Genomic DNA, 8,489 nt, shown 5'->3' on the forward strand with positions numbered 1-8,489 from the left:
ACATTCGGGCTCTCGCCGACGCCCTTGGCGCCGATCGGATGGTGCGGCGACGGCGTCACGGTGAAGTCGGTCTCCCAATGCGGGGTCTCGACCGCGGTCGGCATGAAGAAATCCATGAACGACCCGGTCACCACATTGCCTTCGTCGTCGTAACGGATCTCCTGGCCCATCGCGATCGCAAAGGCTTCGGTCAGTCCGCCATGCACCTGGCCCTCGATGATCATCGGATTGATGCGGGTGCCGCAATCGTCGAGCGCGTAGAAACGCTTGATGGTGTGGACCCCGGTATCGACATCGATGGTCATGACGCAGATATAGGCCCCGAACGGATAGGTCATGTTGGGCGGATCGTAATAGCTCACCGCCTCGAGGCCCGGCTCCATCCCCGGCGGCACCGAATTGTAGGCCGCCCAGCAGATGTCCTTCATCGACATCGACTTCTCCGGCAGGCCCTTGACCCGGAACCCGTCGATATCCCATTCGAGGTCGCCTTCGTGCACCTCAAGCTTGTAGGCCGCGATCATCTGCGCCTTGGCCTTGATCTTGCGCGCCGCCATCGCGATCGCGGCACCGGCCACCGGCGTCGAGCGCGAACCGTAGGTGCCGAGCCCGTAGGGAGCGGTATCGGTGTTGCCTTCCTCGACCATGATGTTGTCGGCGGGAATGCCGATCTCGGTGGCGATGATCTGCGCCCAGGTGGTCTCGTGACCCTGGCCGGTGCTCTTGGTGCCGACACGGGCAATGCCGGCGCCGGTCGGATGCAGGCGTATCTCGCAGGAATCGAACATCGCGATCCCCAGGATGTCGCAATTCTTCGACGGCCCGGCGCCCACGATCTCGGTGAAGAACGACACCCCGAGGCCCATGATCTCGCGGGTCTCGCCGCGCTTGAACGCCGCACGCTGCGCCGCCTGCTGCTTGCGCAGGCCGGCATAGTCGACCGTTTCCATCATCTTGCGCATCGCGGTGTGATAGTCGCCGGAATCATATTCCCAGCCCAACGCCGAGTGATACGGGAACTGCTCCGCCTTGATGAAGTTCTTCAGCCGCAGCTCGGCCGGGTCCATCCCGAGTTTCTGCGCCAGGATATCCATGCCGCGTTCGATGCAGTAGGCCGCTTCGGTGACCCGGAACGAGCAGCGATAGGCGACGCCGCCCGGTGCCTTGTTGGTGTAGATGCCATCCACGCTGAGATGCGCGACCGGAAAGTCGTAAGACCCGGTCACGATATTGAAGAAACCGGCCGGCCATTTCGACGGATCGGCGCAGGCGTCGAACGCGCCGTGATCGGCCAGCACGTGGACGCGAAGCCCCGTGACCTTGCCCTCCTTGGTCGCCGCAATTTCGGTGGTCATGTGATAATCGCGCGCAAACGACGTCGCGGTCAGGTTCTCGATGCGGTCCTCGACCCATTTCACGGGCTTGCCGGTGACGATCGAAGCCACCGCGGCGCAGATGTAGCCGGGATAGGCGCCGACCTTGTTGCCGAAACCGCCGCCGACGTCGGGCGAGATCACGTGGATCTTCTGCTCGGGGAGCTTGGCGATCAGCGCCACCACGGTGCGGATCACGTGCGGCGCCTGGAAGGTGCCCCAGATCGTCAGCTCGCCCTTGATCTTGTCGAACGAGCACACGCACTGGCAGGTTTCCAGCGGACATGGATGGGTGCGGTGATAAGAGATCATCTCCTTGATCGTGACCTCGGCCTTGCGGAAGGCGGCGTCGGTGAGATCCTTGTCGCCGACGGTCCACTCGAAGATATGATTGTGGTGCTTGCGCGGGCCGTGCGCGCCCGAGGTTTTGCCGGCAAGGTCTTCACGCAGCACCGGCGCGTCCTTGTCCATCGCCTTGAACGGATCGATCACGACCGGGAGCGGTTCGTATTCGACCACGACCTTGTTGATGCCGTCATCGGCGGCATAGCGGTCGGTGGCGACCACGAAGGCGACTTCCTGATTCTGGAACAGCACCTTGCCGTCGGCCAGCACCATCTGCACGTCGCCGGCCAGCGTCGGCATCCAGGCGAGATTGACGGTTTTCAGCGTTTCGGCGGTGATGACAGCCAATACGCCCGGCACCTTCAGCGCCTCTTCTGAGTTGATCGACTTGACGCGCGCATGGGCGTGCGGCGAGCGGACGAAGTCGCCATGCAGCATGCCCGGCAGCTTGACGTCGTCGACATAATTGCCCTTGCCCTGGGTGAAGCGGGCGTCTTCGACCCGCTTGCGCTTGCAGCCCATGCCTTCGAGGGCAGCGGTGCGTTGTTCCCGCGTGGGAGTGAGGTCGTTCATTCCGCAGCCTCCTTGAATTCGACGCCATTGATCTTGTCGGCGGCGTACTGGATCGCTCTGACGATGTTCTGGTAGCCGGTGCAGCGGCAGATGTTGCCGGAAATGCCCATCCGGATTTCCGCCTCGGACGGCCTTGGATTTTCCTGCAGCAGCCGCTGCGCGCGCAGGATCATGCCCGGCGTGCAGAAGCCGCATTGCAGCCCGTGCATCATCCGAAAGCCTTCCTGCAGCGCGGACAGCGTGCCGTCGGCATTGGCGACGCCCTCGATCGTGGTGATCTCGGAACCCTGCGCCTGGACCGCGAACACCGTGCAGCTCTTCACCGACATGCCGTCGAGGTCGACGGTGCAGGCGCCGCAATGGGTGGTCTCGCAGCCGATATGGGTGCCGGTGAGCAGCAGGTTCTCGCGGATGAAATGCACCAGCAGCGTGCGCGGTTCGACCAGGCCTTCGACCTCGGCGCCGTTCACCTTCATGGTCACATGGGTTTTTTGGGTCTTTGCCATTTTTGATCCCCTCTTAACTTGCGCGGCCGGCGGCGCGGGTCAGCGCCCGCGTCACCATGATGCCGCCGACATGCTTGCGGTATTCCACCGGCCCGCGGGCATCGGCGGCCGGCGACATGATCGCCACCGCCGCCGCCGCGGCCTTCTTCAGCGTCGCCGCGTCAAGGCTGGTTCCGATCACGGCCTTGGCGGCATCCCCCGCGAGCAGCGGGGTTTCGTGCAGATTGGTGAGACCGATCGCGCAACTGGCGACCTTGCCGCCGGCCATGGTGAGCACGACCGCCGCCGCCGCGGTGGCGTAATCGCCGATCTTGCGTTTTAGTTTCTCATAGGCGTAGCCGTGACCGGCGGCCGGCGCCGGAATTGAAATCGCGGTCAGGATTTCGCCGGGCTCGAGTGCGGTGAAATAAGCGCCCTGGTAGAATTCGGCGGCGGCGATATCGCGCCCGCCCGCCGGCCCTTCGAGCCGGTAGCTGGCGCCGAGCGTCAGCATCAGCGCCGGCATGTCGTTGCCGGGATCGCCATTGGCGACATTGCCGCCGAGGGTGCCGCGGTAGCGCACCTGCGGATCGGCGATCAGAAGCGCGGTCTCGTGCAGGATCGGCAGCGATTTGGCGATTTCGTCGGACGCCAGCAATTCATGCTGGGTGGTCATCGCGCCGATCACGATCTTGCCGCCGTCGCGGCGGACGCCTTTGAGGGCGTCGATGCCATGCAGATCGACCAGATGTTCGGGGGTGGCGAGCCGAAGCTTCATCATCGGGACCAGACTGTGGCCGCCGGCGAGAGGCCGGGCTTCGTCGCCCAATGTCGAGAGCAGCTTGACCGCATCGGCCACGGTCGCAGGCCGGTGATAGCTGAACGGGCCAGGAATCATCGTCTCCTCCTCCAAAGGGTCTTTTTAAACATGCGTCTTTTTGAACTCGGACGTTGAGAGCAGGCTGTTCCCGGAATTTTTCGCGGGCAAGGCGAGCGCGGCGACGCGGTCACGGACTAAGGAAATTCGCACGAGATGCGGACTAGAACGCACGAAATGCGTCAGTCCTCGCGACCTAATCCGCGCTGTTGGGGCTATGCGTGGCGCCGGGCGAGACCAAGCCGGGCCTTGAGCTCGGCCATCTTGGCACGGCTCACGGGGACACGATGCGGCGAGGGGCCATCGAGCTCGATCACCGCGCCATCGCCTTCCTTGCGCACGAAGGAGACATGCGGAATCGCCACGATATGGCTGCGATGCACCCGGACGAACAGGCCGGGATCGAGCTGCGCCTCGGCCTCCGAAATCGACCAGGGGCACATCCGCTCGCGGGTGCCGTCATGGACCCGGGTATAATGAGCGTCGGCCCTAACGCTGCGCACATCAGCCGTATCAATGAAATGCGTGCCGTCGGCGCCCTCGACCGGCAGCCGGACCACCGGCGCGGCGCGCGGCGGCTGGCCGATGCCGCCCAATGGCGCCGAAATCACCCGCTGGCCCGTGGCCGCGCCCTGATCCGGTCCGGGAGCAAAGACGCCGTCCATCATGGTACCGGCCTCCGCCGGAACAAGCCCGGTTTCGCCTGTTAGGTCGCGCCCCGCCCGCCGGCGCGGATCCGGCACCAGCGACAGCAGGAAGCCGGCCGCGATCACGAAGCAGAGCACCGCCACCACCACCGAGAGGATTTGCGGCGACGCCGCCAGGCCGCCGCCATGGTGGTGTGCCACCGCCGACAGCGGGACGAAATGCATGCCCTCCATCGCGGTATAGTGCATGCCCGATACCGCGACGCCGAACGCGATCGAGCTTGCGATCAGGCGCACGCCATCCTGCCGGGCCAGAAACGCGCGCAGGCCGCCATAGGCGGCGACGATCGCGACCGCGACCGACAGCAAAATCATCGTCGTGTCGTGCTCGATGGCGAAATCGCCGGCGAGACCATGAATCCCGACGTAATGCATGCTGGCGATGCCGGCCCCGAGCAGCACCGCCGAGGAGACCACGCGCCGCTGCGACTTCTCACCGACGCTGACGAAAAACAGGGAAACGCCGACCACCAGCGCGCAGATCAGGAACGAGATGATGGTCGGGAGCACCAGATAGACCGTATCCGCCGGGATCGGCGCGGCCAGCATGCCGATGAAATGCATGGTCCAGATGCCGACCGCGAGGAAGGCGGCCGCGCCCGCCAGCAACACGCGACGGCTCACGCCCGGCGTCCCGCGGATGCGGGCCGCGAGGCCGAAACCGGTGTAACCTCCCAGGATCGCGATCACCACCGAGAGCGCGACGAGATAGGGATCGTGTCCTTCGAACATGATCGTTTCGGCCACCCGTCTCCACGGGCATGCCGCCTCCCGCCGCCGACTTTACAGGTGTGGCGGCGGAAATGACAATCTATCCGATCGAAGGCTTGCGATCCGATCGAAGCCTTGCGATCCCTCCAAACTTATCCCGCCTACACAATCCCCGCCGCGACTTGGCCGCGCAGCCGCTCGAGGCTGAGCAGGGTGTTGGCGCAGGCCTCCGCGACTTCGACGCCCTTGGTCGCAAAGTGCTTGCGGAAGAAATCGACATGCGCCGCGGTCTCCTGGAACTGCTGCGGCGTCACCACCGCCGAGAACACCGGAACTTCGGTTCGCAACTGCACATCCATCAGCGCCTTGATCACGGTTTCGGCGATATATTCGTCGTCGATCACCAGTCCCGCCGCGACGATCGCGGTGTAGCGCCGCGTCTTGGCCAAAAGTTGCACGTGCAGCGGAATCTCGAATGCACCGGGCACCTCGAACACATCGATCTGCGCCCGCGCGATGTGGCGCGCTTCGATCTCGGCCAGGAACGCAAGGCGGCATACTTCCACGACCTCGCGATGCCAGGCCGACTGCACGAAGGCGACCCGTTGCGGTTTGGCGAAGCGCGGATATTCCGGCGGCACTTCGACCTTTTCGGGAGCTGCTTCGACGGGTTCTTGAGTGGTTTCTTGCGGCGGCTGCGTCATCGGGGAACTATGCCCAAGCGCCGGGACGCCAGCAAGCACCTTCACCCTCGGGATGCAGCACAGCCATGACGCCAGAGCCGGTCTCCGGACGAGATTCCGGCGCGCGATTCGGACCGGAAAAAATTAACGATTAAGGCGCCGCGCGAATCCGATTCCGGTTTGTTCTCAAATTAATAATTATGTCAGCGATGAGCTGTGGACGAGCCGCGCATTGCCTGTGGACGGACTCGGGGTGCGGTTGCGCGGATTCCGCAAATCACATCAGTTGATCCTCGCAGGCTCCGGACCATCCGGGGATTGCAGTCGGCAACGGCGCGTCATCTCAGCGCGTGTCGCGCCGAGCTCGTGCGTATCACACTCGTATCCGATTATTTTAATGGCAAGGTCGAGACGGCATGTCCCTCCTCGAAGGCATCATCGATTCCCGGAACAACCCGCTCGCGGTGGTCGAGGATATCGCCGCCGATAACAACTGGTCGTTCGAACGCTCCGGCGACGACGAGGTCACGATCGTCTCCAAGGGCGACTGGACCGATTACCAGCTGTCCTTCACCTGGATGGGCGAGATCGAGGCGCTGCACCTGGCCTGCGCCTTCGACATGAAGATTCCCTCGCCGCGCCGCGCCGAAGTGCAGCGGCTGATCGCGGCGATCAACGAACAATTATGGGTCGGGCATTTCGATATCTGGACCCACACCGGCATGATCATGTACCGGCAGGCGCTGGTGCTGCCGGGCGGGCTCACCGCCTCGGCCGCGCAATGCGAAACCATGCTGGTCAGCGCCATCCACGCCTGCGAGCGCTATTATCCGGCGTTCCAGTTCGTGGTCTGGGCCGGCAAGACCCCGGCGGAAGCCATGAGTGCCGCGATGTTCGACACCGAAGGCGAGGCGTAAGCGTTCTTTAGCGCAGGCGCTTGCCACACATTCGGAGTCGTCCCTGCGAACGCAGGGACCCATACGCCGTGCCGGCGAGTTCGCGTAAAGCGCTTGTGGCCTGTCCTGTGCTTCACTAGAAACGTTAGTGGTTATGGGTCCCTGCGTACGCAGGGACGACAACCGTATTTGTGGTGATAGCTTTGAACCCCGCGAACGCTTTGCAAAACATCAGTAGTCCCATCGTCCTCGCCGGCGCCGGCAAGATGGGGGGCGCGATGCTGGCGGGGTGGCTGGCGCGGGGCCTCGCCCCAAAGAAAGTCGTGGTGATCGAGCCGCATCCCTCCGATGAGATTCGCGCGCTGCTGACCAAAGGCATCCGCCTCAATCCCACGGCAAAGGATATCGGCGCCGCCGCGACGCTGGTGGTGGCGCTGAAACCGCAGTCGTTCCGCGAAGCCGGGCCCCAGATAAAACCGTTTGCCGGACCGGCCACGCTGGTGGTGTCGATCATGGCGGGAACCACCATCGCCTCGATCGAGGCGATCTGCGGCGGCAGCGTGGTGCGCGCGATGCCCAATACGCCGGCCGCGATCGGCCGCGGCATCACGGTCGCGGTGGCGGCCAACAATGTCAGCGCCGACCAGCGCGCGGTCGCCGATGCGCTCTTGCGCGCCACCGGATCGGTCGAATGGGTCGATGACGAGAGTTTGATGGACGCGGTGACCGCGGTTTCCGGTTCCGGCCCCGCTTACGTTTTCCTGCTGGCCGAGGAACTGGCGCGCGCCGGCGTCGAAGCGGGGCTGCCGCCCGATCTCGCCACCAAACTGGCGCGAGAAACCGTCGCCGGCTCCGGCGAATTGCTGCATCGCTCGGAGCTGGCATCGGCGACGCTGCGCCAGAACGTCACCTCGCCCGGCGGCACCACCGCCGCGGCGCTGGAGGTGCTGATGGCAAAAGACGGAATGCAGCCGCTATTGACCCGTGCCGTCGCCGCGGCGACGCGGCGCTCGAAGGAATTGGCGAAGTAGCAGGCTTCTTTAACCCGCCCCCAACCGCTTGGTGAACGCCTCGACATTGACCAGCCCCCGCGCATGGCGGCCCTCGCCGATCCGGCGCTTGTCATCAAAAGCCTCGACCTCGAAGCGGATCACGCGGCGCTCGACCGCGATCACCCGCGCTGTGGTCCGCACCGTCGCACCAACCGGCGTGGCGGCGAGATGGCGGATATCGACCTCGGTGCCGACCGTGACCCAGCCTGGCTCCAGAAAGGGATTGGTGGCATCGGCGGACGCCATTTCCATTTCCAGGATCATCATCGGCGTCGCATAGACCATCGGCATATCAGGGACAAAATGCCCGACCGTGCGCTCCGGCGGCACCACCAGCGTTCGTTCGGCGCTCATGCCGATTTTGATGACGTCGCGTGCATCCATGGGATGATCCGAGAATGATGACAGCGTCGTCCCGGCGAACGCCGGGACCCATACGCCGTGAACCTGCGTTAGGGCCGGATGGCCGACGCCTTCCAAACAACGAACGCCCGGGATTATGGGTCCCGGCTTTCGCCGGGACGACGAAAGTGAGCGCTACTTGCTCTGCATCGCCTTGCGCTCGACGAAGGTCTTGCCGCCCTTCATCTTGTGGGCCAGCGGGGCTTCGTTGATCTGGATCACGACGGCGTCGGCATCGACGCCGAGGTTCTTCACCAGCGCCTGCGTGATGTCGCGCATCATGCCGGCCTTCTGATCGTCGGTGCGGCCCGCGGCCATGCTGATGGTAATTTCAGGCATTTTTGGTCTCCCTTTTCTCTTGCTACGAACACTGTCTCTGCCTTGC

9 protein-coding genes are annotated in these 8,489 nt (G+C 64.3%); 2 read left to right on the forward strand and 7 right to left on the reverse strand.

Features of this window, described 5'->3' with window-relative positions; genetic code table 11:
* The 5 genes from ABR948_RS25420 to ABR948_RS25440 form a co-directional block, all read right to left on the reverse strand.
* A partial coding sequence (locus tag ABR948_RS25420; RefSeq protein WP_428123255.1) for an aerobic carbon-monoxide dehydrogenase large subunit occupies positions 1-2,291 on the reverse strand: 2,291 nt, incomplete at its 3' end.
* Positions 2,288-2,797, reverse strand: a complete 510-nt coding sequence (locus ABR948_RS25425; protein WP_428123256.1) for a (2Fe-2S)-binding protein — start codon at positions 2,795-2,797, stop codon at positions 2,288-2,290. The genes ABR948_RS25425 and ABR948_RS25420, both read right to left, overlap by 4 nt.
* 13 nt (positions 2,798-2,810) lie before the next feature.
* Entirely contained in the window at positions 2,811-3,674 is an 864-nt protein-coding gene (locus ABR948_RS25430; protein ID WP_428123257.1) for an FAD binding domain-containing protein, read from the reverse strand.
* A 194-nt stretch (positions 3,675-3,868) separates the two neighbouring features.
* Positions 3,869-5,092 carry an MHYT domain-containing protein gene (locus tag ABR948_RS25435; RefSeq protein WP_428123259.1) on the reverse strand — a complete coding sequence of 408 codons (1,224 nt, stop codon included), beginning with the start codon at positions 5,090-5,092 and terminating at the stop codon, positions 3,869-3,871.
* 140 nt (positions 5,093-5,232) lie between these two features.
* Entirely contained in the window at positions 5,233-5,775 is a 543-nt protein-coding gene (locus tag ABR948_RS25440; RefSeq protein ID WP_428123260.1) for a 6,7-dimethyl-8-ribityllumazine synthase, read from the reverse strand.
* 395 nt (positions 5,776-6,170) lie between these two features.
* Between ABR948_RS25440 and ABR948_RS25445 the strand changes: the two genes are divergently transcribed.
* Entirely contained in the window at positions 6,171-6,671 is a 501-nt protein-coding gene (locus ABR948_RS25445) for a type III secretion system chaperone family protein (protein ID WP_428123262.1), read from the forward strand.
* A gap of 245 nt (positions 6,672-6,916) precedes the next feature.
* Positions 6,917-7,681, forward strand: a complete 765-nt coding sequence (proC, locus tag ABR948_RS25450; RefSeq protein ID WP_428123266.1) for a pyrroline-5-carboxylate reductase — start codon at positions 6,917-6,919, stop codon at positions 7,679-7,681.
* 9 nt (positions 7,682-7,690) lie between these two features.
* Here the strand turns inward: proC and ABR948_RS25455 are convergent, their stop codons facing one another.
* Both ABR948_RS25455 and ABR948_RS25460 read right to left on the reverse strand, forming a co-directional pair.
* Positions 7,691-8,086 carry a thioesterase family protein gene (locus ABR948_RS25455; RefSeq protein ID WP_428123264.1) on the reverse strand — a complete coding sequence of 132 codons (396 nt, stop codon included), beginning with the start codon at positions 8,084-8,086 and terminating at the stop codon, positions 7,691-7,693.
* Between the two features lie 153 nt (positions 8,087-8,239).
* Positions 8,240-8,443 (reverse strand): tautomerase family protein, encoded by a 204-nt coding sequence (locus tag ABR948_RS25460; RefSeq protein ID WP_428123265.1) that lies wholly within the window; start codon positions 8,441-8,443, stop codon positions 8,240-8,242.
* Positions 8,444-8,489: the final 46 nt, after the last annotated feature.

The sequence above is a fragment of the Bradyrhizobium sp. genome (assembly GCF_050014615.1).
Classification (GTDB): domain Bacteria; phylum Pseudomonadota; class Alphaproteobacteria; order Rhizobiales; family Xanthobacteraceae; genus Bradyrhizobium.